The following is a 25,291-nucleotide window of genomic DNA, read 5'->3' as shown; positions in this document are numbered from 1 at the left end:
TGTATTGCGGCTAAAGGTATATTAATGAGATGATTAGGGTGTTATGACTCGCCAGTCGGCTTGAAGTCAAAATAACAACTATTAAATAAAAAATACAATGTTGAGCCTTTTGCTTATTATCTATTTATTAGCTAATTACAGCAATGATAATAAAATATCTGTTTTCACTTTCCAATGCACCTCTGCATATTTCCCAGTCGAGAGACTGTACAGTCAGACACGAGGTCAAGTGAACAGAAACATAGCCAACATAAACAAAAAATAACGATAAAATATAAGAGTTTATTAAAAATGAAAAGAATGCTAATCAATGCAACTCAAGCTGAAGAGTTGCGCGTTGCCCTTGTCGATGGGCAATTGTTATATGACCTTGATATCGAAAGTCCAGGACATGAACAAAAAAAGCGAATATATATAAAGGTAAAATCACCCGAGTTGAAGCAAGCTTAGAAGCTGCTTTCGTAGATTACGGTGCTGACCGACATGGTTTCTTACCTTTAAAAGAAATCGCTAAAACATATTTTCCTGCGGGTTATTCCTTTAAGGGCAGACCTAATATTAAAGAGGTAATAAAAGAAGGCCAGGAAGTTATTATTCAAATTGAAAAGGAAGAGCGTGGCAATAAAGGAGCCGCATTAACAACCTTCATCAGTTTGGCTGGTAGTTACTTAGTATTAATGCCTAATAATCCACGCGCAGGTGGCATATCTCGTCGCATTGAAGGAGATGAACGTACTGATTTAAAACAGGCACTTAGCCAGTTAACGCTACCAAATGGTATGGGTCTTATAGTACGTACAGCTGGCGTTGGTAAATCTCCCGAAGAGCTTGAAAGCGATCTATCTGTTCTGGTTAACTACTGGAATAATATTGAAATTGCCGCAGCCTCTAAACCCGCACCTTTCTTAATTCATTCTGAAAGTAATGTTATTTTACGTTCAATTCGCGATTATTTACGCAATGACATCGGCGAAATCGTTATTGATAAAGCAGCGATATTTGAACTTGCTAAAGAGCATATCAAAGTAGCTCGCCCCGATTTCATTAATCGCCTCAAATTATATCAAGGTGAAGTACCTTTATTTACTCACTACCAAGTGGAAAGCCAAATTGAATCAGCCTTCCAACGAGAAGTTAGACTACCATCAGGTGGCTCTATTGTTATCGACCCAACGGAAGCATTAACATCTATCGATATTAACTCTGCACGCGCAACCCGTGGTGGTGACATTGAAGAAACAGCTTTTAATACAAATCTGGAAGCCGCAGAGGAAATTGCTCGCCAGTTACGTCTACGCGATTTAGGTGGATTAGTCGTTATCGATTTTATTGATATGACCCCTCCTCGTCATCAACGGGAAGTTGAAAACCGTATGCGTGAATCGGTTCATCAAGACCGTGCCCGTATTCAACTTGGTCGTATTTCACGTTTCGGGTTAATGGAAATGTCTCGTCAACGCATTCGTCCTTCTCTTGGCGAATCGGCATCTCGTGTATGCCCTCGTTGCCATGGACAAGGTACCATCCGAGATAATGAATCCTTAGCTCTTGCTATCCTACGTTTGATTGAAGAGGAAGGTTTAAAAGAAAATACAGCGCAAATTCAAGCAACGGTGCCCGTTGCTGTCGCGGCCTATTTGCTCAATGAAAAACGCAATGCCGTTAGTAAAATAGAAGAACGTCACGGATGTGAAGTTTACATTATTCCTAACGCCAACCTATTAACACCTCACTTTGAAATCAAACGCACGCGTCAAGATGGTAAAGAAGATGTTAACTACGATGCATTAGAAAACAGCACTCTGTTTACGTCCCTAATGTAATTAAAGATGAGCAAAATAAAGAGGCTGATCCCGTTTAACCGGTTTCTCTAGCCCTAAGAAAACACCTGAAAAAAACATCCCAAGTGCCTCAACAGAAAAAGAAAAAACGGCTAACAAACCATCAATTTTAACACGCTTTATCCGATCAATAGCCGCTATTTTCTCAAATAGCGAAGAAACGGTCAGCGAAGAAACTAAAAAGGCTGCAACAGTATCGGAGAAAAAAGCAACAGATCGACAAGCGACACGAAATAACCGCAATCGCAGCCGTAACCGTAACAGAAATCGTCCTACTAATGAGCGTCCTGAGCGTTCTGAACGCCCTAAACGCCCTAAAAAAGACAATAATCAAGTTAAAAAGCAAGAACAGAATGACTCTAACTTAGATAAGAAAGAGTCTGAAGAAGCAGTTGTCGTTCGCCGTAAACGCAGAAATATGCGTAAAAAAGTCCGTTTGCAAAACAATGAAGCCTCTGTTGAAAATAACAGCGTACCAGTAAGTGAAACACCTCCTAATAATGAAGTAAGCAACAAAGATACATTACCTAAAGAAGTAAATAACAATGTTAGTTCAGATTCTGTTGAAAAAGAAGAAGTTGCAATAAAAAGTAGCAAACGACGAGCGCGCTATTTACGTAACAATAATCAACGCAACAAAAAATCGGAACTAAATGAAAAAACGATTGAAACGACAAATCCGATCAATCAACTAGATCCTGTCAGCAGCCGTTACCCGGAATCAACGGATACAACTAACACAAACGAAAGTGTGAATAGCAATACCAAAGCCAGTATCGCAAACGAAATTAGCAATATTGATGGTAATGTGACAACAAGTGAAGTGGTTAAAAAATTACAAAATAGTGCTAACGATGTAACCACTACAATTGCAAAACAGATATTACCAGAAATCCAAATGGAAACCTTTATTGACAATGACAGCAAGGCAACAAAACCCGTAGAAACTTCTCCTATAGCGACTACAACGCTAGCAGAAGAAACACAGGTAGTTGCTGAAGCAGAGCCTATTGTCGTTGAACAAGTTCCTGCGGTCACTGAAGAAGCACCGCTTGTTGTTGAGCAGCCCACTACTGTCACTGAAGAAGCACCGCTTGTTGTTGAGCAGCCCACTACTGTCACTGAGCAAGTAGCTGTGGTTGTAGAGCAAGCGCCGGTGGTTGTTGAACAGCCTACGGTTGTCATTGATGAAGCACCCGTTGTCGTTGAACAAACTCCAACGGTCACAGAAGAAGCACCTGTACTCGTTAAGCAACCAGCAAACGTCACTGAAAAAACACCGGTTGTCGTTAATAATCCTACTTCCGTAATCGAAGTAGATCACAATGCTAGTAAAATTGGGACGGTCAGTAATGTCAGCCAGTACGCGACATCAGTAATGACACGCACGATTAGTGAGCCTTTGGATCTCAATAATGAAATAACCATTATTGCTGCAACCACACGCCTGCCCTTTACTAAATCAACTCAGCAAGCAGGTAGTAGTTTCGCTAGTAATCAGGCAAGTAGTAAAACTGTAAAAGCAACTATTTAACTATCAATAGTTTTAGCCTATCAAAGCAAACGGATATTTCATTGAAATATCCGTTTTTTTATGCTGCTATTTTCTAGCTCCCAGTTTACTATATATAGCAAGTGTTCTGTAAAGTATGATATTTAAGCTACAGGCTAACTCAAATATATTAAGGCATTTTTATGAGTAATAAAACACATCACAAACTAATCATTTTAGGCTCAGGGCCTGCAGGTTATACGGCTGCCGTTTACGCTGCACGCGCTAATTTAAACCCACTTATTATAACTGGCATGCAACCAGGTGGGCAGTTGACAACAACCAGCGAAGTAGAAAACTGGCCAGGCGGCGGTGCTGATATGACAGGCCCCGGTTTAATGGAAAGTATGAAAGAGCATGTACAGCGTTTTGATACTGAGATTGTAGTCGATCACATCAATAGTGTAGACCTAAGCAAGCGACCATTCACTTTAATTGGCGATGCAACCTATACCTGTGATGCATTGATCATCGCAACAGGAGCCTCTGCACGTTATCTCGGCCTTGAGTCCGAAGAAGCATTTAAAGGACGTGGTGTTTCCGCCTGTGCAACCTGTGATGGTTTCTTTTACCGTAACCAAAAAGTAGCAGTTGTCGGTGGCGGTAATACTGCTGTTGAAGAGGCGCTATATTTATCTAACATAGCCGCAGAAGTCCATCTAATTCATCGTCGTACTGGCTTTCGTAGTGAGAAAATCCTGCTCGATCGCTTAAATGAAAAAGTTAAAAACGGCAATATAATATTACATACCGATAGAGTATTAGACGAAGTACTTGGTGACGAAATGGGCGTTACTGGTTTACGTTTAAAAGATACCTTATCTGATAACAGTGAAATATTAGAAGTGATGGGTGTATTTATAGCAATTGGCCATAAACCTAATACAGACATCTTTGCTGATCAGCTAGAAATGAACCATGGTTATTTAAAAGTTCAAACGGGAAGTCATGGTAACGCAACACAAACAAGTATAGAAGGCGTTTACGCAGCCGGTGATGTTAGCGACCATATTTATCGTCAAGCAATAACATCAGCAGGTACTGGTTGTATGGCAGCATTAGATGCAGAACGATTTTTAGATAGTCAGAAATAACGAGTTAAAAAGGTAGCTTAGGCTACCTTTTTAACAGGGTGAATATTATTTACTCGCTTACTGTTTTAGTTAACTCTTTTTGTAACATCTGCTGAATTGACATTAATTCCATCAGTGAATATTTATACTCAACAAAATCATGAATATTAGTAGCAACGCTCATTTTGAAGTAGTAAATAGCAATTTTCAGCTCTCCAGCCAATTTATGTTTATGGCCCAAGTAAAAATAAGCTTCACATAAACGTTGAGCTAATTCAGTGTTACTCTTCAAACCATTAGATATACTACTCAAAAATTGCTGCTCAGTTATGCGTCCAGCGATAACATCAACAATTCCCCAGGCGAAGTTTTTATCATTTTCAGGTGCTTGCTCTGATTGTAGATCTCTTAATGCCTGATCTTCATCTAGCTGGCTATTGATGATATAGCGCCATAAGACACGGTAAGGGTCAGTTTTATCAAACGCGTAAAATGTTTCTATATCTTTGTTTGCTAATCCATAACGTTTTGCTAAATATAAACCAATTGCTCGGTGAAGATGGCTATATTGCATTTTATCAGACAACTCTAATGCAGAATCGAAGGCATCAAAGGCTTCATCATAGGATTGCACCAAAAGCAAATAAACACCGAGTAAATTATAAGGCTCAGGAAAAGTAGGATCTGCAGTTATGGCCTGGTTAAAATCATAACGACTATGTGCATTTAATCCCATTCGATCATAGGTAATACCACGCTCATAAAAAAGTTGCGCACGCTCTCTCGCGGTCAAATCTTTTTTCTCTGTTAATAATTGACTAAGGCGTAATATTGTAACTTCATCCTCATAACTAACTTGGGTCGCTAAAGCAAGAGGGAAAGCAAACGGCAACGTTTCTTGAGTTTCAGTTTGCTCCGGAGAAACCTCTGTATCTGGAGGTATTGTTTGACAACCACTTAGAAAAGCAATTAGCGTTAATAATGAGATAATAGGAAAATTAAGTTTCATGTATAAACCCTTGTAGATAAGAACGTTAAGAGTGAACCATAATCAGAATAAAGTAAAGAGAGATATAAATTTTGCTTAAATAAATGCGCAATAAATAATGAAAAAACCCGTTATCATTCAACTATATTTGTACTATATAGAATGGTAACGGGTAGGTGAAAAGTGGGTAATATTATAAAAGAGGTTCTTGATCAGCCCCCTCTTTTTCCACAACGACAGGTATCATATGTTCACGATTAATACCTAATTTAACTGCCAATGCACTCGCAACATAAATTGATGAATAGGTACCGATAAAAATACCGATTAAAAGCGCTGTTGCGAAGCCATGAATAATTGCTCCTCCAACAATAAACAGTGATACTAATACAAAAATGGTTGTACCTGATGTAATTAGTGTGCGACTTAAGGTTTGCGTTAGTGATTCATTAACAATATCTTCAGGTGTTGCTGTTACTAACAAACGGAAGTTTTCTCGGATACGGTCAAATACAACTATCGTATCATTGAGAGAGTAACCAACTACAGCAAGTAGTGCCGCGAGGACCGTAAGGTCAACCTCAAGTTTGAAGAATGAAAAAACACCTAATGTTATAATAACGTCATGTGCTAACGCTAATACAGCCCCCATTGCTAAACGCCATTCAAAACGCGCACTCACGTATACAAGAATACAAACTAGCGCGAGAATAATAGCTAATCCGCCATCTTCAGCTAACTCAGCCCCCACGTTTGGCCCAACAAATTCGATACGACGCATATCCACTTGCCCAAAAGAGCCGTGTTGCAAAGCATCCAAAACTTGATTACCAATCACTTCGCCTTTAACACCTTCACGTGGTGCCAAACGAACCATGACATCACGACTACTACCAAAATGTTGCACGATAGCATCGGGAAATCCAGCATCTGCAAGGGTTACACGTACATCAGGTAAGTTTGCTGGCTGCTCAAACCCCACCTCAATTAGTGTTCCCCCCGTAAAGTCAAGTCCCCAATTTAGCCAATTAATACTCAGTGATAATAACGAACCAACAATTAACACTATTGAAAACCAATAAGCTGGCTTTGAATAACGCATAAAGGGAATGGTTTGTTTAGCTCTAATTAACTCAAACATAATTTATCCTGCCCTATATTGATAGTTTTTTAATATCATTACGTCCACCCCAGATTGCGTTCACAAGCGCACGCGTTCCAAAAATTGAGGTAAACATTGAAGTTGCAATACCAATTGCAAGAGTCACAGCAAAGCCCTTAATCGGCCCTGTACCCACCGCAAACAAAATAATTGCAGTAATCAGCGTTGTAATATTAGCATCGGCAATCGTCGAAAAGGCATTCGCATACCCTTCGTGAATCGCCTTTTGTACTGATTTACCCGCACGCAACTCTTCTCGAATACGTTCAAATATCAATACATTGGCATCAACCGCCATACCAACAGTCAATACAATCCCCGCAATACCAGGCAAAGTTAATGTTGCCCCAGGAATCATTGACATAACACCGATAATCATAACAATATTGAATAACAAGGCGGCATTAGCTACCACGCCAAATTTACGATAATAGATAAACATAAATAAAACGACCGCAAGTAGTCCGTAAACCATCGCTTTCACGCCGTTATCAATATTTTGCTGTCCAAGACTTGGCCCGATAGTACGTTCTTCAATAATTTGAATCGGCGCGATCAAAGCCCCCGCACGCAATAGAAGCGCGAGATTATGTGCTTCAGCAGGATTATCTAACCCAGTAATACGGAAACTACGTCCTAGTTGAGCTTGGATAGTCGCAACATTGGCGATTTCTTCACGCTTCTTAATTTCGGCTTTACCATTGGCCTTTTTCTTGCCTGTTGGTAAATACTCAATAAATAAGGTTGCCATCGGTTTACCAATGTTACTTTTGGTAAAACGAGACATTTTGCTACCACCAGCCGAGTCCAGAGAAATATTAACTTGTGCACGACCATATTCATCGAGACTCGATTGAGCGTCAACAATGTGATTCCCCGTTAAGATAATTTGCTTTTTAACGACCACAGGACGTCCATCACGATCTTTATAAACAGCAGAAGAAGAAGGTAAACGTCCAGCTAATGCATCATTAAGATCTGTTTCAGCATCTGCTGCATGAAATTCAAGGGTTGCCGTTGCACCAATGATCTCTTTTGCTCGCGCAGTATCTTGAATACCAGGAAGTTCAACTACAATACGGTCACTGCCTTGGCGCTGCACCAGAGGTTCTGCTACACCTAATTCATTGACACGATTACGTAAAATACCTAAATTTTGTTGTAACGCATCTTCTTTCGTTGCCTTTAGCTTTTGCTCGGTCATTGAAATAACAAGCGCTAGCTGATCATTCTCATCCGTTTCGATGAATTGATAACCAGGGTTTATCGGTTTTAAATGATCAACAGCTTTATCTAACCTTTCCTGATCAGCGAAGCGCACCACGACACCCGTTTCACTGCTATCTTTATTGATGCCAATAAAGCGGATCTTTTGCTCACGTAATTCCGAACGGACATCTTGCACCAACTGCTCTTGTGCTTTACTGATAGCTTCCTCCATATCCACTTCCATTAAGAAATGAACACCGCCACGTAGGTCAAGTCCTAACTTTAACGGAGCACCGCCTATTGATTCTAACCATGCAGGAGTCGATGGCGCTAAATTTAAAGCAATAATGAAATTGTCACTAAGTTGACTAGTTAAAGTTTCACGGGCGAGAAGCTGATCTTCACTGGAACTTAAACGTACCAGAATTTGACCGTTTTCTAATTTGCTACTTTTAACAGTGATATTCGCTTCTTTCAGTAAACTTTCGACTTTACCTAGGGTAGCTAGTTCAACTTTTGCTCCGCGGGTCGCAGAAATTTGAATAGATGGATCTTCACCGTAAATATTTGGGGTTGCGTAGAGTAAACTGATTAATACGATAAAACCAAGCAGTAAATACTTCCACAATGGGTATTTGTTTAACACAGTACTGTCCTTGAATTACACACTAAAGAAAATAAATGACAAAATGATAAACCCATTTTGTCATTTTCTTAGAGTAACTTAAACTTTATTAGATAGATTTAAGTGTACCTTTTGGTAATACGGCACTGATAAAAGTCTTTTTAATAACAATGGTATTATTTTCGTTAAGCTCGATTTGAACGTAATCATTTTCAGCTGAAATTTTAACGATACGGCCGATTAATCCACCTTGTGTTAAGACTTCATCGCCTTTGCTTAAACTTGCCATTAGATTTTTCATTTCTTTAGTACGTTTTGCCTGTGGGCGATAAATCATAAAATAAAAAATCGCAGCGAAAATAACCAACATAAAGATCATTTGTGGCCCGCCTTGCTCTGGAGCACCTTCAGCTGCGGCATGTGCTTGTGAAATAAAAAAACTCATTTTGTATCCCTCATTTATTGTTTAAAGATATATTTTATTGTTTAAATTTACTAAATCGATTAATCGATAAGCAATGGCTTCTCTTTACCAATGCGCTTATAAAATTGATCAACGAATTCCTCTAATGTACCTGTTGCGATAGCATCACGCAAACCTTTCATTAAACGTTGGTAATAATGTAAATTATGGATCGTATTTAACCGAGCACCCAATATTTCACTACATTTGTCAAGGTGATAGAGATAGGCACGGGTATAATTTTTACATGTATAACAATCACATTCTGAGTCTAATGGAGTTGTATCTTGGCGATGTTTAGCATTGCGAATTTTGATTACCCCATCACTGGTAAATAAATGACCATTTCGCGCATTACGGGTTGGCATAACACAATCAAACATATCCACACCTCGACGAACGCCTTCAACGAGATCTTCTGGTTTCCCTACCCCCATCAAATAACGCGGTTTATCCTGCGGGATTTTAGGCGCAATATATTCCAAAATTCGATGCATATCTTCTTTTGGCTCACCAACCGCTAATCCACCAATAGCATACCCGTCAAAACCTATTTTGGTTAATCCATCGAGTGAGACATCACGAAGATGTTCATAACAGCCGCCCTGTATAATACCAAATAATGCATTCGGATTTTCTTGTTCATCAAAACGTTTACGACTACGCTCAGCCCAACGTAAAGACAACTTCATCGAAACTTCCGCTTCCATTTCGGTTGCTGGATAAGGTGTGCATTCATCAAAGATCATAACAATATCAGAACCGAGATCATACTGAATTTCCATTGAAATTTCAGGGGATAAAAACACTTTGGCGCCATTGACAGGGCTGCGGAAATAAACCCCCTCTTCTTTAATTTTACGCATTTTGCCCAAGCTAAATACTTGGAAACCACCTGAATCCGTTAAAATAGGCCCTTTCCAATTCATAAAATCGTGTAAATCGCCATGTTGCTTAATCACTTCTTGCCCAGGACGAAGCCAAAGATGAAAAGTATTGCCCAGTAAAATTTCAGCGCCCGTTGCATCAACCTCCTCTGGTGTCATGCCTTTTACCGTACCATAGGTACCAACAGGCATAAAAGCAGGTGTTTCCACCGTCCCCCGTTCGAAGGTCAAACGCCCACGACGCGCACGACCATCGGTCGCTAATAGTTCATATTTCATTTTATTCCTTATCAGATAAACAGTCTGATTGTTATAGTAAAGTATTTTTAGTTAAAAACATGGCATCACCGTAACTGAAAAATCGGTATTTTTCATCAATAGCGACCCTGTATGCATGGTCGATATGATCCTTACCAGAAAAAGCACTCACTAGCATTAATAGTGTCGATTCTGAAAGGTGAAAGTTGGTGATCATGGCATCAATTAAGGCAAATTTGTAACCCGGGTATATGAAAATGTCCGTTTCGGAAAAATACGGCTGTAATGGAATACCTTGCGATAACGCAGCTTGCGCGGCACTTTCGACAGAGCGTACAGATGTAGTGCCTACTGCGATAACGCGCCCGCCTTTGGCTTTTGTAGCATTAATTTTATCAACAACCTGTTGCGATACCTGAGCATATTCACTATGCATTTGATGATCGAGTATATTATCAACTTTTACCGGTTGAAAGGTCCCCGCACCGACATGCAATGTGACAAAAGCAAAATCAACGCCTTTAGCAGTTAATTTATCAAGAATTGGTTGATCAAAATGGAGCCCTGCCGTTGGGGCAGCGACCGCTCCTGGGTTTTTATTATAAACCGTTTGATAGCGCTCTTTATCAGCGTCACTATCGGGTCTATCAATATAGGGTGGTAATGGCATATGCCCTATTGCTTCCAATATTTCAAGCACACTTTTTTGATCATCAACTGCAATTTCAAAAAGAGGACCATGACGAGCTACCATCACCGCATCAACGCGGTTTTCCAAGCGTAATTTACAACCAGGTTTCGGTGATTTTGAACTACGCACATGGGCTAAAAAGCGCTGTTCATCGATTACACGCTCCACCAAGACTTCTATTTTCCCACCTGTCTCTTTTTCACCAAATAAACGAGCAGGAATTACACGCGTATCATTAAAAATCAACAAATCATCCGCATCAATCAAGTCAACAACATCACTAAATTGCAAGTGCTGTAATACTCCATTAACCCCATCAAGGGCAAGTAAACGGCTACTGCTTCGTTCTGCCATCGGGTGACGAGCAATTAGTTCATTAGGGAGCTGAAAAGAGAAATCTGATACTTTCATAAAGGGAAACCTGAAAAATAAAGCGCGTAGTGTATACCTATACCAATGTTACCTCAAGATGATTTCTCAGACGCTCACTCGGATAGCTGATCAAGACCTAAGCAGAGGTAATTGTTATTCACTTTTCGAGAGTTACTGCACAGATCTGCTTTTCTATCTAGTGCCCTGTAAGGCAATAGAACTGCCCCCATCTTTTTTATTATGTATAATAACAATGCTGAAATTTATGCCTAACAAATGGGTACTCTTTTCTACTGGCTTTGCATCTTGGAGTATCATGGTATAGATGCCCCCTGTACAGCTTACTATGAGAGCTTAAATGAATAGGAAATCAATCACTTTATCTAAGAAAAAATGATTGATTAACAAAAAACACAGCGGTTGATTCTTAATTAATCGCCATAATAGGCATCAATTAATTCACCAACGATAACATTTTTAATAAAGTTACGCTCAGCAAGCCAGTTAGTAAAGGTGCTACGATCGTCTTCTGTTGCACTTGCATAACGAGAATAAGGGCTAATGAAGATATTAAAGGTTTCACCACCACCGGCACCACCCATGATTAAATTTCTTGATTCAACAAAATCCATTATCTCAGTAAAAAACAGATCAAAGGTATTTTCATCTATTTCTGATAACTGAAATGAAACTTCAAAGCCCAGCACTTTATATTCATCTAAATATAATTTTTTACGAAGTCGTTTACTTCTTTTTACCTGTGTTTCTGTTTTCATAATATTCTCTTCATTTTACTATTTAGCACAATGCAAATAGAGATTAACTATTTTCACCTGTTATAGCCATATAAGCAATCAATTATTAAGAGGTGTAATGGACTGTACATTATTTTCTTCTGCTGGAACCAATGGCAACGGATTATGTAATTGACTAATTAATATGCCAAGAATAACTACACCTACACTTAACCATTGGTCTATATTTAATACTTCGCCAAGTAATAGTGCAGAGAGTACTAATGAGAAAACTAAGGTTAAATTTGAATAGGCAGCGACTTTCAATATCGACGTTTTACTCAAGGCATAATTATATAAACCATAGGCCCCTAATGTAACGACCGAGCCCAAATAAATAATATTAAGTAACGCATCAATATCATAATGTTGTGGAAAATCAATAAAACAGAGTAAAGTGCCAAAAAATAGCGTTCCACTTGCCCCCTGAATTGCAATCAAAGATAACGGTGAATATCGTGTCAGTAAATATTTAACACTAACGGAATAGTATGCAGCACAAAGCATCGCAGCAAACTCCAATAAATTACCGAGTAAAGGGTTGGGCGCATTATCGGAATGCGGTGACAGTAATGTTAGCGAAACACTGCCAACAATACATAAAGTAAATCCAATAACAATGGCTTTCGATAGCCGTTCTTTGAGCATAAAATAGGCGAGAATGGCAACCAACATCGGTAAACAGGAGATAATCACTCCCGCTTGCGATGCAGAGGTATAGCGTAAAGCATTACCTTCAAATAAAAAATATAGACAAGGCTCTGCTAATGACATACCAATTAAATATTTCCAATCTCCAACTCTATACCGAAAACGCTTAACCCAACGCCATAGCAATAAACAGACAAAAAATGTAGTAATCATTCTAAAAAACATGACAAAAATAGGGTCATAACTACTTATTGCGAATTTCAATGAAACAAAGGAGCTACCCCACAAAAACGTAGCGATAATTAAACAAAATGCGATTGGCATAATAGTATCCGAAAAAGAATATTGCTGGCAGATATATAATAGCAATATATTTTATATTAGATTAAAACCCAAAAAGCCAATCATATGATTGGCTTTATATTCGGCGATAGTAGAGATGCTAGGCGTCTAACAAGTCATGTAATACTTTGCCTAAACGTTGGATCCCTTCTTCAATAACATCAGGCGCTACGCTTGAGAAGTTCAAACGTAATGTATTCAACCCACGTTTATTTACATAGAAGGGGTCACCAGGTACAAAAGCAACTTTCTCTTTAATAGCAAGGTCAAATAATGCCATTGCAGATAGCTCTTTTGGCAATGTTACCCATAGGAACATCCCCCCTCAGGATTAAAATAAGTCACTTGTTTTGGAAAATACTGTTTAATTGCATTTTCCATCACTTGTTTTTGGTGCCCATAGACACTCACAATCTCTTTAATATGCGCTTGCAGGTCATTATCTTGTAAAAAACGGTGCAATAGGCGTTGGCAGAAATAATTAGAGTGTAAATCACCAGCCTGTTTTGCAATCACTAATTTGGCCATTAATTCTTTCGGGGCGACTATCCAACCTAAACGGAATGAAGGGACAACGATCTTAGAAAAAGAACCTAATAAAATAGTTTTTCCCGGTAATAACGCTTTAAAAGATTGCTTATCTTGACCTGAAAAACGCAGATCACCATAGGGATTATCTTCAATTAATAATATATTCTTATCAGCTAAACAATTTGCAACCGCTTGGCGATTTTCGTCACTGTAGGAAATACCCGATGGATTTTGGAAATTAGGTACTGTGTACATCAGTTTCGCATTACTGCTATCTAAAACATTTTGTAATGCGACTACATCCATGCCAGTTTCATCAACAGGCACAGAAAGAAATTGCGCGGCATATACGTCAAAGGCTTGAATAGCCCCTAAGTAGCCAGGCTCCTCCATAATCACTTGATCACCTTCATTAAGTAATACCTTACCTAATAAATCAAGTCCCTGTTGAGATCCATTGGTGATTAGAATTTCATTAACATCAATATCTAATCCTTTCTTTTTATAATCAGCAGCAATCAATTCTCTTAATGGTAAATAACCTTCCGTATTACTATATTGGAAGATATCTTTACCCGAATCAGCAAAGAGATCATTAGTGGCTTTCTGTAATTCAGCGATAGGAAATAGATCCCGATTAGGCAAGCCACCAGCAAATGAAATAATTGAGGGATCGACTGCAACTTTTAGAATTTCGCGGATGAATGAAGGGGATACACCGGAGATACGATTTGAAAAAAGCTCGTTCATAAAATTATCCATAAAATATTTATTAAATTAGTACAAAAATGCAGGTTAAAAGTTGTCGAATATCGTTAGTTATAATAACAAGGTTTATCTATATAACCATCAAATTAATTCATCACTATAAAAATAATTAATGTTTAGACAAAAAAAAGGAGACATTTAAGTCTCCTTTCAAAAATCTAATTAGTCATCTAATTAAGCAAGTGCTTTTTTAGCAACTTCGACTAAATGTGCAAATGTTGCTTTATCAAATACAGCGATGTCAGCAAGGATCTTACCAATCGATTTCAACAGAAGCCTTTTTAAGACCATTGATGAAACGGCTGTAAGATAGACCGCTTATACGAGAAGCAGCGTTAATACGCGCTATCCATAATTGACGGAATACACGTTTACGTTGACGACGGTCACGATAAGCATATTGACCAGCTTTAGTTACAGCTTGTACTGCTACACGATAAACACGTGAACGTGCACCGTAATAACCTTTAGCTTGTTTTAAGACTTTCTTATGACGTGCACGCGCTTGTACACCACGTTTTACTCTAGGCATCTTTTAATTCCTTACTTAAGCGAATGGTAACATTCTGTTAATACTCGGTACATCTACTTTCGCTACCATGCTTTTAGCACGTAGGTGGCGTTTACGTTTAGTAGACTTCTTAGTAAGGATATGACGTAAGTGAGATTGCTTACGTTTAAAACCACCTGAAGCAGTCTTTTTAAAGCGCTTTGCAGCACCTTTGTTAGATTTCATTTTTGGCATTGCGAACTCCGCATTGTTCAAATTTAAATTAAACCAGTAAGGCGAATAAAATCCTGCCGTACACTTTAAAATGTACAGCAAAATAGATATTACTTTATGCCTTAGCTAGCACGTTTAGGGCCTAACACCATAACCATTTGACGACCTTCCAACTTTGGAAAAGATTCGACAACAGATATCTCAGATAAATCCGCTTTTATACGATTTAAAAGAATCAACCCCAATGGATTGGTGTGCCATTTCACGACCGCGATAGCGAAGCGTTACTTTAGCTTTATTACCCTCTGTAAGAAAACGAGTCAGGTTGCGTAGTTTTACCTGATAATCGCCTTCGTCAGTTCCAGGACGGAATTTGATTTCCTTTAACTGGACCTGAACTTGCTTTTTCCGTTGTTCTTTAACGGATTTGCTCTTCTCAAAAAGAAATTTGCCATAATTCATGATGCGACATACTGGTGGTTCTGCATTTGGGCTAATCTCAACAAGGTCAAGATTTTGCTCAAATGCCATATCTTTTGCATCTTCTAAAGAAACAACACCAAGAGGTTTGCCTTCTGAGTCAGATAAACGAACTTCTGTTCCTGTGATCTCTTCATTCAAACGATGTTTATTGCTCGCTACGGGAGCCTTTTTTGCACCTTTTATAACAAATTCCTCCAAAAATAATTAACGACGAGTGATAATTTCTTCTTTTATATAAGCAACAAAGTCTTCAACTTGATACTTACCTAAATCATCACCTTTACGAGTTCTTACTGCAACTTCATTTGCTTCGACTTCTTGGTCACCAACAACAAGCAGGTAAGGTACACGCTTCAATGTGTGTTCGCGGATTTTAAAGCCAATCTTCTCATTTCTCAAGTCCGAAATTGCTCTAATACCCGATTTCTTCAATTTATTTACGATTTCTTCAACAAAAACGGCTTGTTTATCAGTAATATTCATAATTACTACTTGCTGAGGTGATAACCATGTCGGATAAACACCCGCGTACTCTTCGGTTAAGATACCGATGAAACGTTCAAGTGAACCTAATATTGCTCGATGAATCATCACTGGCGTATGGCGTTCATTGTCTTCACCAACAAATGAAGCCCCTAAACGGCCCGGCATTGAGAAATCTAACTGGATAGTACCACACTGCCACGCTCTACCCAAACAATCATATAGGGTAAATTCAATTTTAGGGCCATAAAATGCCCCTTCTCCAGGTAAATATTCAAATTGAATATCATTTTCTGTTAATGCGTTAGCTAATGCCGCTTCTGATTTATCCCATGTTGCATCATCACCAACTCGTTGCTCTGGGCGTGTCGACAATTTTACAACGATATTATCGAAACCAAATGTTTTATAGCACTCAAAGACCATGCGAATACAAGCAGACACTTCTTCTAAAATTTGTGCTTCAGTACAGAAAATATGGGCATCATCTTGGGTAAATCCTCGAACGCGCATTAGGCCATGTAAAGAGCCTGATGGTTCATTTCGGTGACAAGATCCAAATTCAGCCAAGCGCAAAGGTAAATCGCGGTATGATTTCAAACCTTGATTAAATATTTGGATATGACCAGGGCAATTCATTGGTTTGATGGCAAATTCACGATTTTCACTACAGGTACAAAACATATTATCTTTGTACTTATCCCAGTGGCCAGATTTTTCCCAAAGTGAGCGATCTAATATTTGTGGCGCCTTTACTTCATCATAGCCAAACGCTTCAGTTTGTTCGCGAACAAACTTCTCTAACTCACGGAAAATTGTCCAGCCATTACTATGCCAAAATACCATCCCAGGCGCTTCGTCTTGCATATGGTAAAGGTCAAGTTGCTTACCAATTTTACGGTGATCGCGTTTAGCCGCTTCTTCTAAACGTTTTAAATAAGCTTGTAACTGCTTCTTATCCGCCCAGGCAGTACCGTAAATACGTTGCAACATTTTATTATTAGAGTCACCACGCCAGTATGCGCCAGATACTTTCATTAGTTTAAAATATTGACTGAATTTCATCATCGGCACATGTGGGCCACGACACATGTCGATATACTCTTCATGATGATAAAGCCCAGGACGGTCATCCTTATCAATACCTTCGAGAATTTCTAACTTATAATCTTCACCGCGCGCCTTAAACACTTCGATAGCTTCAGCAACCGATACTTTCTTTTTAATAACACGGTAATTGGTTTTCACTAATTCATTCATGCGCTTTTCAATTTTAGCGAGTTCCGCTTCATTGATAACAACATCTAAATCAATGTCATAATAAAAACCATTTTCTATGGTAGGACCAATAGCCATTTTGGCTTGAGGGTAAAGCTGCTTGATGGCATGACCAAGTAAATGCGCACATGAGTGACGTAAAATTTCTAAACCTTCATCATCTTTAGCCGTAATAATAGAAACATTAACATCACGATCAATAGGATCACAAGCATCCACTAATTTACCATCGACACGCCCAGCTATACAGGCTTTGGCAAGCCCTGGCCCGATATCAGATGCAATTTCCATAACGGAAGTGGTGTTTTCAAAATGACGTTGATTCCCATCGGGAAGAGTAATAATTGGCATGCGCTTTTCCTCACAGTGATGCTTCCAACCAAAAAGCATTTGTATTGCTTTATAAATAAAGCGCGCATTTTAAAGTAATCTGCCGCACATGAAAAGCAACAATTCAATGATTTATAAACACAACTTATTGGGAACGCTATTCACTGTCTGTTTCTACCCCTGCTGTATAAAGGTTACCCTTGAATAAATTTTGCACAATTTCTTTATTACTTGCGAGATACAGACCTAATTCTTCTAACTGCTCATCGTCAAGGTTAACTGAACTTGCACCTAAAAATGCGGCTAATTGATCTGCACTATCTAGCATTTTATCGTATGCATCAGCCTCTTTCTTACTAGTAAAGGTCATTTTTTCAACACCTTTTCTTTCTACAATGTATTTAATGATGACTGCCACGGTGGCCTCTTTATTTATCTAAAGTTCATGGTTTTATATACAGTAAAATATTAAAAGCAAAAATGCAATCTTTAATAAAGTTTGCTATCTTTAATTAATATTTTATACAGATGAATTAAACCAATGAAAACTATTCTCTGCGGCCATTGTGATATGGTTTCACAACTTCCTGACATACCTGCAGGCCATGTCGCAAAATGCTTTCGCTGTAAGCATACTATTTTCAAACAGAGTCGATATCCTATCTCTACTCTATTAGCTTTATCACTGACCGCATTAATAATATCTCTGCCTGCATTTTATTTGCCTTTATTCTCAATTCATTTATTGGGTAAAACTGAGCCCACAAATATCATTCAAGGTGCATTGATGATGGCCAATAGCGCACCGATTGTCTCCTATGTTGTGCTCTTTTGTGCGGTTGTTGCACCAACGGTATTAATGGTATGCATTACCATTAGTTGTGCCTGTTTAACTTTTGATTATCGCCCCCTATTTTTACGTAGGATTCTAAAAACCACGCATCTACTGCTGCATTGGTCGATGCTTGAGGTTTATGCGCTGAGTTTAATGGTTGCTATCTTTAAGCTAATTAACTATGCGCAGCTATTTATTAACGTTGGCTTTTATTTTTTTATTGGCTTGTTATTGGTTAACTTAACTGTTATTCATCATTACAATCACCATGACTTATGGGAGAGATATATTAATGAATAATATCGCTGTCCCAGGTAAAACTGGCATCGAAACCAGGGTTGCAACTATGTAATAACTGTGGGCATTTCAGTGTAAAAAAAGATAACCCACTTTATTGCCCGAACTGCGAAAGCCGAATATCTCAACGGATCCATCATAGCTTACAAAAGACTTTTGCCTTCTTAATTACAGCAACTATATTTATCATTCCGGCAAATCTCTACCCTATTACTTATTTTTTAAAAAATAATGTTTTATATCCAGACAGTATTTTTTCAGGGATTCTAAGTCTCATAGACAGTGGTATGGTTAGCATTGCAATCATTGTCTTTATTGCCTCGATTATCGTCCCTTTTTTTAAAATTTTGGCCTTAGCTGTGATTGCACTATGCGTACATTTTCAACATAATTTAAGTCCCCAAAAACAGTTATGGGCATTCAAGTTAGTTGAGATAATCGGAAAGTGGTCAATTCTCGACCTTTTTGTCATATCAATTATGGTTGCAGTTTTTGATAAAGGACAAATGCTATCGGTTTACCCCGGCTTCGCAGCAACCTCTTTTACTATTGTAGTGCTTACGACGCTCTTTGCTGCACATAGTTTTGATACGCGATTAATTTGGGATTTAACATTAAACCATGACCAGTCGAAGCAATAAGTTGTAAGCATTAGAGTAATCTGGATAATATTGTGGACATCGCTCGCTGAGGGAAAATACGGCAGAGCAATACACACTCCAGGTGATAGCAAACTATTTATTATTTTAACCAGCAAGCTAGATCAGATACTTATACAGATTGCTATTATACGCATAGCAGATTAATAAACTATTTAAGGAACTCAATGGATAACAGCCCGCTTCTACCACAAGCATTCGTAGATAAAATGACGACTATATTGCCCACACATCTTGATATACAAGATCTCATTAATATTAGCCATATTCCACTGCGACGAGCTATCAGAGTTAATACTCTGAAGATATCAGTGGATAAATTCAAACAACGTGCAACGGAACAGGGCTGGTCATTAACTCCAATCCCATGGTGTCAAGAAGGTTTTTGGATAGAAATTGAAGATGAAACCATTCCTCTTGGTAACAGTGCTGAGCATCTCGCTGGACTTTGCTATATTCAAGAAGCTAGCTCAATGATGCCTGTCGCAGCTTTATTTCATTTCTTTTTCCCTACTGAAAGCACTATTTTACTCGATGCAGCTGCAGCCCCTGGATCTAAAACAACACAGATGGCCGCTTTGTTGGAAAATAAAGGGTTAATTATTGCCAATGAATTTTCATCCAGCCGCATAAAAATGTTACATGCCAACATCCAGCGTTGTGGCATCAAAAATGTGGCACTGACGCACTTTGATGCAGCCGTTTTCGGATCATGGTTACCCGATAACTTTGATGCGATTTTATTAGATGCCCCCTGTTCAGGAGAGGGGACAGTGCGAAAAGATAAAAATGCGATGAAAAATTGGAGTCAAGATGCTATTGACGAAATTTCGGCAGTACAAAAAAAACTTATCATCAGCGCATATCATGCACTTAAAGAGAACGGCATTCTAATCTATTCAACCTGTACCTTAAGTTTGGAAGAAAACCAGGATGTTTGCCATTACCTTAAAAATAGCTTTCCCGACGGTGTTGAATTTTTAGATCTTAATACACTCTTCAGCGATGCCCATAGAACCAGAACAGAAGAAGGTTTTTTACATATCTGGCCACAGGTTTATGATAGTGAAGGATTTTTTGTTGCGGCTATAAGAAAAACACAAGCAAGTTTTCCACCACTAGCCGATAAACGTCTTGGTAAGTTCCCTTTTATAAAATGCAGTAAAAAAACTAAAGCGCTGTTGTATGACTATTTTGCAGCACAATTTAACATTAATGATATTACCGGCGAACTCTATCAACGTGACCAGGAGTTTTGGTTGTTGCCAACACCAATAGAGCCACTGATTAATGAATTACGTTTTTCTCGTTTAGGTATCAAAATAGCAGAACAATTTGGTCAGGGTCGTAAAACAGGTTTTAAAACAATGCATGAATTTGTTATCAGCTTTGGCGATCAAGCAAGTAAAAACAAAATCGCATTAAATGCACAGCAGGCTCAACAATTCTTTCAAGGCCGTGATATTCACGAAGTGCAAACAAATAATGCTAAAGGAGAAGTACTACTTTGCTACCGAGACAATATAATCGGTATGGGTAAAGCACTCAACAACCGTATAAAAAACAGCCTTCCACGTGACCTTATTCGTGATAATAACTTATTTATAAAATGATTTTGCGCCATCATTAAATACTCTAAGCGTTATCTAGGTTAAATATAGCCAAATACCGCTAAATGAACTTAGCTAACGTTTAGTGGCGATGACAAAAAATAATTAATAAATCATCGCATAACAGATCTATTTTTATATTTACTACTTTACACAACTATAGATTCGACTAATTGCGAACGAAATAACTGCACCTTATTATGCGACTGGGATTTTGCATGATACATAGCGGTATCAGCTTTATCTATCAGCTCTTCAGGCAGAGTCGCATGCTGTGGATATAAACTGACACCTATACTACCAGCAATAGGAATTTCGTAACCTTCGTAGCTAAATTCCCCCTGAAAACTATCTAATATCCGCTGCGCTATTAGTAATGCTTCAGAGCCCGTATTGGCATCAATCTTAAAGACAAATTCATCCCCACCAAACCGGGAGGCATGATCTTCTTTACGAAGCGTAAAACTTATAGCCTCTGCAACATAAACTAATACTGCATCCCCTGCAGCATGCCCAAAGGTATCATTAATCTCTTTAAACCGATTTAGATCCATGAGCATAATAGCAAAACATGCATCAGGATATTGACGAATATCACTAGTAACCCGCTCCATTAATGCAGCTCGATTGGGTAATTCAGTTAAACTGTCATGGTAAGCTAAAAATTCAATATGTTGCTTAGAATGGTATTGTTCAGTAATATCTGTAAGGACCCCAACAAATCGGCTCGTCCGCCCATCAGCTTCGCGCATCGCTTCACCACACGCAGTAACCCAAAGGTAAGCGCCTGACTTGGCTCGCATACGAAACTCTAATTTGAAGGGTTTACTTTTCTGTAAATGCGCTGTGATTGCAAATCTTGTAACTTCTTGATCTTCGCTATGAATACGTTCAAAAAATGACATATTACGATAGCACAGCTTCTCCTCTTCAGTTATGAAGCCGAGCATTTCAAGCAATTGGTCATTCCACTCCATTAAATTTAGTTCTAGATTCCAGGTCCATATACCATCATTGCTTGCATGAGCAATCACTTCGAGTCTTTTTGCCAAATTCAACGCATTACGCTCCCGATCACGAACACATTCGGTTAATGCTTCACGCTGCATAAATACAGAGATCAGGGAGACATAATAGAAAAACATATTATAGGAAGCTTGATCCATACCGACATCTAGTTTATCAATAATAGTCATCACTCCCCATTTAATTCCTTCTGGAGTAATTGGGATCAAGGTAACGTAAAGTATTTCATTGGCATCATAGGTTGCAATCGGTAATGGCGGAAATTTTTGTATTGCGATCTCACTATTAATATAGCTATCTAAAATAGTACAATCTCCATCACCATCAATCACATCGACCAAGGTGATTCGTTCTTTATCGCGCGATGAATTAAATTGTGATTGCCATTTCCCTAAACAGACACATGTAAAGAATGGCCCCCATAGTTTGGATAGACTAGTCATCCATCGGTAGTCACGCCCTCCTATGGCCAAAGCCAAATTACTGCAATCTTGCATATAGCTAGCGCTTTGTATTTGCTCATTTTCATTATTAGCACAAGGGAGCAAAACTTCATCAGCGCCCCCGCAACTCTCACGGATCACTATACGCGGCGCTATCAATTGTGCGCTTTTAATAAATGGTAGTCCGGATAGGCGTCCCTGAAGTCGATCAATAACTCGCGAAATCATCACAGGTAAGTTCTGATCAATTGAAGTTAAAGTAGGGATACAACTCTCTCCGAGAGGGTTATTATCAATACTTACAATTGCTAGTTGTTGCGGCATGTTAACGCTTTTTTTATCTAATGCATTTACCATTCCTAAAGCCATCATATCTGAGCCACAAATGATTGCACTACAGTCACACGCCTGTGCAATGAACTTTTCACTCGCATTTGCCCCACCAACAATGCCAGGGTCACTTACATCGAATAGCCAATTTTCATTAAAAACCATCGCTTTTTGTGCATAACATTCACGTAACGCTTGATAGCGTAATCTGAAATCGGTGATAAATAGGGTGCCAACAAAACCAATTCTTCGATGCCCTAAGTCATAAAGATGGTCAAAGGCAAGTTGAACGGATGCTTTTTGGTCACTGATAACAGATTCAACCGCTAATGAAAAATACTCTTCTGAGGCTGAAACTACGGGAATATTTCGCGCTAAAAGCTGTTCGACATAAATAGAAGATAATACATCCACTGCAATATAAGCAGCATCAATATAATCAAGTGCTAAGGGCATATTAAAGTCAGTTGTCTCATTGGTTAATATGACAACTAAATCCATCCTACGCAATGCGCACTGTTTTCTTAACTCACTACAAAGCGTACTAAGATAAAAGCCACTCACACTCGGAGCAAAGAAACCGATTGTTGGTCTATCGTTATGAATTCCCATAGTAACCTTACTAAATTGATACCTACTGCCGACAACGTTAAAAATCAATAATACCTAGAAAGCGGTTTCTCTCATATTTAATATTCATTTACACTTAATAAAATGAAGACAAGATCATACTTTGCATAGGTGGTTCAGGGGAAATGGGTACAAACAATTCTTCGATTTATCCAAAAAGCAAAACGACAAAGGCGCTTAATAAATTAAGCGCCTTTGTCGTTACAGAACTAATTTTTACTAACAATTAGCTGATAAAATCTAGCACACCCACTGAATTAGCAAAGACAAATAAAATACCTAATGGTGCAACAAAACGCAGTAATACCATGACTAGACTAAATTGCCACGGCGCTAAACTAAACTCGCTTTTAACAACTTCAGTTTTAATTATCCAACCCGCAAATACCGATATCAATAACCCACCTAGCGGTAACAATATATTCGCCGTTAAATAATCAAGGGCATCAAAAATATTACCGCCCATGAAACCAAAATTAATTTGCGCCCATTCACTGCCTGCTAATGAGCCAATCGTACCCAAACTCAATAGCCAAATGCCACTACCGGCAATAATCGCAGCTTTAACACGTGTTAAACCTTGGCGCTCTACTAAGTATGCCGCAGCAGACTCCAGTAATGCAATTGCCGATGTAAAGGCCGCGAAGACCACCATGATAAAGAATAATGTACCAACAAAATCACCCATTGGCATAGAGCCAAATGCAATTGGTAACGACTGGAACAATAGACCCGGGCCAGCACTTGGCTCTAAACCATGTGCAAAAACGATTGGGTAAATAGCGAGACCGGCAATCAATGCAACAAGCGTATCAGCAATGGCGATCATAACTGATGTTTTAGCGATAGAGACACCTTCCGGTAAATATGCACCGTAAACCATCATAATACCTGAGGCTAAACTTAGCGTGAAAAATGCGTGGCCCAGTGCAACTAATACACCTTTGATCGTTAGCTTAGAAAAATCTACGTCAAACATAAAAGAGAAGGCAGAAGCAAAATCACCGACAATCGCGGAGTAACACATAATACAAACAAGCAGTACTAACAGTGCCGGCATTAAATATGTTACCGCCGTCTCAAGGCCATCTTTAACCCCCTTGGAGATAACATAAACAACAGCAACAACGGTTAATGTCGTCCAAATAAGCAGCTGTGGAACACTACTTACCAGATTGCCAAAAAGTGTGCCGATGGCTTCTGCATGTGTCGCGCTATCCGCAGCAGCGGCACTAAATTCACCGGTACCCGCATACAATACATAGGCAGCAGCCCAACCTGCGATAACCACATAAAAACTAAGAATTAAAAAGCCCGCGAGCACGCCCATCGAGCCGATTACAGACCAGTGTGAAGAGTGTCCAGATTCAACCGACACCATCGCAGCAGCATTGGCTGGTGTAGAGCGACCACGTTTACCAATCGCCACCTCAGCCATCATTACCGGGATACCGATAAAGAGGATACAAAGTAGATAAACAAGAACGAATGCGCCACCGCCATTTTCGCCCATAATGTAGGGAAACTTCCATAAATTACCTAAGCCAACCGCAGCGCCCGTTGCCGCTAATATGTATGCGTATCTACTTGACCATCGATTGGAAACATGAGTTTCAGTATTCATTTAAAACCTTTGAGTTAAGAAAAGATGCATCTTTATAGACAGTTCACGTGGTTAATTCAAGTTTGTAATCATGCATTTTGAAGCAATGAAAAGCAGAATAAAAATCATTACACGAATAAGAATGCAACATTATTGAATAAAAACTTAAATGAGGTTGATTGCATGAATATTAAATCACTTAACGCTATTTAATAATGAATATCACCACACCCCTATAATTACTATAAATGCGATTTAGGTAACAGAAAAAAAATCGTGACTGTGCGCAAGTCGATATTTTAATAAACGATGTAAAAATACAGATAGGTGAATTCACACGCGTATCATTGCCA

20 protein-coding genes and 3 pseudogenes are annotated in these 25,291 nt (G+C 38.8%); 6 read left to right on the top strand and 17 right to left on the bottom strand.

The window, feature by feature from the left end; genetic code table 11:
• Nucleotides 1-291 precede the first annotated feature (291 nt).
• The 3 genes and pseudogenes from rne to trxB form a co-directional block, all read left to right on the top strand.
• Nucleotides 292-2,193: pseudogene (gene rne, locus AB1A03_RS15975) on the top strand (ribonuclease E); the annotation flags it as partial.
• 66 nt (nt 2,194-2,259) lie between these two features.
• Nucleotides 2,260-3,375: a hypothetical protein gene (locus tag AB1A03_RS17400; protein ID WP_502945976.1), complete on the top strand. Its 1,116-nt coding sequence runs from the start codon at nt 2,260-2,262 to the stop codon at nt 3,373-3,375.
• Between the two features lie 161 nt (nt 3,376-3,536).
• Entirely contained in the window at nt 3,537-4,487 is a 951-nt protein-coding gene (trxB, locus tag AB1A03_RS15970) for a thioredoxin-disulfide reductase (RefSeq protein ID WP_354625597.1), read from the top strand.
• 49 nt (nt 4,488-4,536) lie between these two features.
• On the opposite strand, the gene nlpI is transcribed toward trxB, so the two are convergent.
• From nlpI to AB1A03_RS15895, 15 genes and pseudogenes are all read right to left on the bottom strand, one after another.
• Nucleotides 4,537-5,475: a lipoprotein NlpI gene (gene nlpI, locus AB1A03_RS15965; protein ID WP_354625596.1), complete on the bottom strand. Its 939-nt coding sequence runs from the start codon at nt 5,473-5,475 to the stop codon at nt 4,537-4,539.
• A gap of 172 nt (nt 5,476-5,647) precedes the next feature.
• On the bottom strand, nt 5,648-6,595 hold the full coding sequence (gene secF, locus AB1A03_RS15960) for a protein translocase subunit SecF (RefSeq protein WP_354625595.1): 948 nt from the start codon (nt 6,593-6,595) through the stop codon (nt 5,648-5,650).
• A gap of 13 nt (nt 6,596-6,608) precedes the next feature.
• Nucleotides 6,609-8,471: a protein translocase subunit SecD gene (secD, locus tag AB1A03_RS15955; protein ID WP_354625594.1), complete on the bottom strand. Its 1,863-nt coding sequence runs from the start codon at nt 8,469-8,471 to the stop codon at nt 6,609-6,611.
• Nucleotides 8,472-8,559: 88 nt separating this feature from the next.
• Nucleotides 8,560-8,895: a preprotein translocase subunit YajC gene (yajC, locus tag AB1A03_RS15950; RefSeq protein ID WP_354625593.1), complete on the bottom strand. Its 336-nt coding sequence runs from the start codon at nt 8,893-8,895 to the stop codon at nt 8,560-8,562.
• Nucleotides 8,896-8,954: 59 nt separating this feature from the next.
• Nucleotides 8,955-10,079: a tRNA guanosine(34) transglycosylase Tgt gene (gene tgt / locus AB1A03_RS15945; protein WP_354625592.1), complete on the bottom strand. Its 1,125-nt coding sequence runs from the start codon at nt 10,077-10,079 to the stop codon at nt 8,955-8,957.
• 31 nt (nt 10,080-10,110) lie between these two features.
• The gene (gene queA / locus AB1A03_RS15940; RefSeq protein WP_354625591.1) at nt 10,111-11,160 is read right to left on the bottom strand and encodes a tRNA preQ1(34) S-adenosylmethionine ribosyltransferase-isomerase QueA; all 1,050 of its coding nucleotides are present in this window, start codon (nt 11,158-11,160) and stop codon (nt 10,111-10,113) included.
• 392 nt (nt 11,161-11,552) lie between these two features.
• Entirely contained in the window at nt 11,553-11,897 is a 345-nt protein-coding gene (locus AB1A03_RS15935) for a YggL 50S ribosome-binding family protein (protein ID WP_354625590.1), read from the bottom strand.
• 78 nt (nt 11,898-11,975) lie between these two features.
• Nucleotides 11,976-12,890 carry a DMT family transporter gene (locus AB1A03_RS15930; protein ID WP_354625589.1) on the bottom strand — a complete coding sequence of 305 codons (915 nt, stop codon included), beginning with the start codon at nt 12,888-12,890 and terminating at the stop codon, nt 11,976-11,978.
• Between the two features lie 118 nt (nt 12,891-13,008).
• Entirely contained in the window at nt 13,009-13,188 is a 180-nt protein-coding gene (locus tag AB1A03_RS15925) for a hypothetical protein (protein ID WP_354625588.1), read from the bottom strand.
• A gap of 23 nt (nt 13,189-13,211) precedes the next feature.
• Nucleotides 13,212-14,189: an aminotransferase-like domain-containing protein gene (locus tag AB1A03_RS15920; protein WP_354625587.1), complete on the bottom strand. Its 978-nt coding sequence runs from the start codon at nt 14,187-14,189 to the stop codon at nt 13,212-13,214.
• A 192-nt stretch (nt 14,190-14,381) separates the two neighbouring features.
• Nucleotides 14,382-14,739: pseudogene (gene rplT / locus AB1A03_RS15915) on the bottom strand (50S ribosomal protein L20).
• Nucleotides 14,740-14,754: 15 nt separating this feature from the next.
• Nucleotides 14,755-14,952, bottom strand: coding sequence for a 50S ribosomal protein L35 (rpmI, locus tag AB1A03_RS15910; protein WP_354625586.1), 198 nt, complete (start codon nt 14,950-14,952; stop codon nt 14,755-14,757).
• 101 nt (nt 14,953-15,053) lie between these two features.
• Nucleotides 15,054-15,597, bottom strand: a pseudogene (infC, locus tag AB1A03_RS15905) (translation initiation factor IF-3).
• Nucleotides 15,598-15,618: 21 nt separating this feature from the next.
• On the bottom strand, nt 15,619-17,526 hold the full coding sequence (gene thrS / locus AB1A03_RS15900; RefSeq protein ID WP_354625585.1) for a threonine--tRNA ligase: 1,908 nt from the start codon (nt 17,524-17,526) through the stop codon (nt 15,619-15,621).
• A gap of 136 nt (nt 17,527-17,662) precedes the next feature.
• Nucleotides 17,663-17,923, bottom strand: a complete 261-nt coding sequence (locus tag AB1A03_RS15895; RefSeq protein WP_354625584.1) for a YebG family protein — start codon at nt 17,921-17,923, stop codon at nt 17,663-17,665.
• A 123-nt stretch (nt 17,924-18,046) separates the two neighbouring features.
• On the opposite strand from AB1A03_RS15895, the gene AB1A03_RS15890 reads away from it, so the two are divergent.
• From AB1A03_RS15890 to rsmF, 3 genes are all read left to right on the top strand, one after another.
• A complete protein-coding gene (locus tag AB1A03_RS15890; protein ID WP_354625583.1) occupies nt 18,047-18,640 on the top strand; it encodes a paraquat-inducible protein A in 594 nt (197 codons plus the stop codon).
• A 38-nt stretch (nt 18,641-18,678) separates the two neighbouring features.
• Nucleotides 18,679-19,278, top strand: a complete 600-nt coding sequence (locus tag AB1A03_RS15885; RefSeq protein WP_354625582.1) for a paraquat-inducible protein A — start codon at nt 18,679-18,681, stop codon at nt 19,276-19,278.
• Between the two features lie 185 nt (nt 19,279-19,463).
• The gene (gene rsmF, locus AB1A03_RS15880; protein ID WP_354625581.1) at nt 19,464-20,909 is read left to right on the top strand and encodes a 16S rRNA (cytosine(1407)-C(5))-methyltransferase RsmF; all 1,446 of its coding nucleotides are present in this window, start codon (nt 19,464-19,466) and stop codon (nt 20,907-20,909) included.
• A 146-nt stretch (nt 20,910-21,055) separates the two neighbouring features.
• Here rsmF and AB1A03_RS15875 read toward each other — a convergent pair whose 3' ends face one another.
• Both AB1A03_RS15875 and AB1A03_RS15870 read right to left on the bottom strand, forming a co-directional pair.
• On the bottom strand, nt 21,056-23,317 hold the full coding sequence (locus AB1A03_RS15875; RefSeq protein ID WP_354625580.1) for a diguanylate cyclase domain-containing protein: 2,262 nt from the start codon (nt 23,315-23,317) through the stop codon (nt 21,056-21,058).
• A gap of 244 nt (nt 23,318-23,561) precedes the next feature.
• On the bottom strand, nt 23,562-24,959 hold the full coding sequence (locus AB1A03_RS15870; protein ID WP_354625579.1) for a sodium-dependent transporter: 1,398 nt from the start codon (nt 24,957-24,959) through the stop codon (nt 23,562-23,564).
• Nucleotides 24,960-25,291: the final 332 nt, after the last annotated feature.

The sequence above is a fragment of the Psychromonas sp. MME2 genome, assembly GCF_040566515.1.
Classification (GTDB): Bacteria; Pseudomonadota; Gammaproteobacteria; order Enterobacterales; family Psychromonadaceae; genus Psychromonas.
The sequence above is the reverse complement of the archived record's forward strand: the minus strand, read 5'-3'. Positions and strand labels throughout refer to the sequence as shown.

Coding starts and splice junctions, on each gene's coding strand:
- AB1A03_RS17400 (WP_502945976.1), top strand. CDS start 2,260: ATGCGTAAAAAAGTCCGTTTGCAAAACAATGAAGCCTCTGTTGAAAAT.
- trxB (WP_354625597.1), top strand. CDS start 3,537: ATGAGTAATAAAACACATCACAAACTAATCATTTTAGGCTCAGGGCCT.
- nlpI (WP_354625596.1), bottom strand. CDS start 5,475: ATGAAACTTAATTTTCCTATTATCTCATTATTAACGCTAATTGCTTTT.
- secF (WP_354625595.1), bottom strand. CDS start 6,595: ATGTTTGAGTTAATTAGAGCTAAACAAACCATTCCCTTTATGCGTTAT.
- yajC (WP_354625593.1), bottom strand. CDS start 8,895: ATGAGTTTTTTTATTTCACAAGCACATGCCGCAGCTGAAGGTGCTCCA.
- tgt (WP_354625592.1), bottom strand. CDS start 10,079: ATGAAATATGAACTATTAGCGACCGATGGTCGTGCGCGTCGTGGGCGT.
- queA (WP_354625591.1), bottom strand. CDS start 11,160: ATGAAAGTATCAGATTTCTCTTTTCAGCTCCCTAATGAACTAATTGCT.
- AB1A03_RS15935 (WP_354625590.1), bottom strand. CDS start 11,897: ATGAAAACAGAAACACAGGTAAAAAGAAGTAAACGACTTCGTAAAAAA.
- AB1A03_RS15930 (WP_354625589.1), bottom strand. CDS start 12,890: ATGCCAATCGCATTTTGTTTAATTATCGCTACGTTTTTGTGGGGTAGC.
- AB1A03_RS15925 (WP_354625588.1), bottom strand. CDS start 13,188: ATGGCATTATTTGACCTTGCTATTAAAGAGAAAGTTGCTTTTGTACCT.
- AB1A03_RS15920 (WP_354625587.1), bottom strand. CDS start 14,189: ATGAACGAGCTTTTTTCAAATCGTATCTCCGGTGTATCCCCTTCATTC.
- rpmI (WP_354625586.1), bottom strand. CDS start 14,952: ATGCCAAAAATGAAATCTAACAAAGGTGCTGCAAAGCGCTTTAAAAAG.
- thrS (WP_354625585.1), bottom strand. CDS start 17,526: ATGCCAATTATTACTCTTCCCGATGGGAATCAACGTCATTTTGAAAAC.
- AB1A03_RS15890 (WP_354625583.1), top strand. CDS start 18,047: ATGAAAACTATTCTCTGCGGCCATTGTGATATGGTTTCACAACTTCCT.
- rsmF (WP_354625581.1), top strand. CDS start 19,464: ATGGATAACAGCCCGCTTCTACCACAAGCATTCGTAGATAAAATGACG.
- AB1A03_RS15875 (WP_354625580.1), bottom strand. CDS start 23,317: ATGGGAATTCATAACGATAGACCAACAATCGGTTTCTTTGCTCCGAGT.
- AB1A03_RS15870 (WP_354625579.1), bottom strand. CDS start 24,959: ATGAATACTGAAACTCATGTTTCCAATCGATGGTCAAGTAGATACGCA.